We start from the raw sequence: 337 nt of genomic DNA, 5'->3' as shown, positions 1-337 counted from the left end.
CGCTTCATCGTTTTCATCAAGCGGCAGGCTCAGAATGGAGCGGCTGCCGTCAAGCAGGATCGTATCTCCTGTGTAGCTTTCCGGCACGTCGAGCGCTTCCTGCGTGAGAAGAAGCTTGGCCCCGCTGTCCTGCAGAATGTAGCTGATCCGCTCTTTCGGATAATCCGGGTCAATCGGCACAAATGCCGCGCCCGCTTTCAGGACGCCGAGTACGCCCGCGGCCATTTCCAAGGACGGTTTCGTCAAAATGCCGACACGTTCGTCAGCCGTAACGCCGCAGTCCATGAGAATGCGCGCGATGCGGTTCGCCCTTGCGTTCAGCTCGCCGTACGTCCAT

At 59.3% G+C, this 337-nt stretch carries 1 protein-coding gene; it reads right to left on the bottom strand.

The features are described 5' to 3' along the window. On the bottom strand, window positions 1-337 hold a 337-nt coding region (locus Y79_RS01000000119880; protein ID WP_032864737.1), incomplete at both ends, for an AMP-binding protein.

The organism is Bacillus siamensis KCTC 13613 (genome assembly GCF_000262045.1).
GTDB classification, from domain to species: domain Bacteria; phylum Bacillota; class Bacilli; order Bacillales; family Bacillaceae; genus Bacillus; species Bacillus siamensis.
Note: the sequence above shows the minus strand (reverse complement) of the source record. Positions and strands in the feature narration are given on the sequence as shown.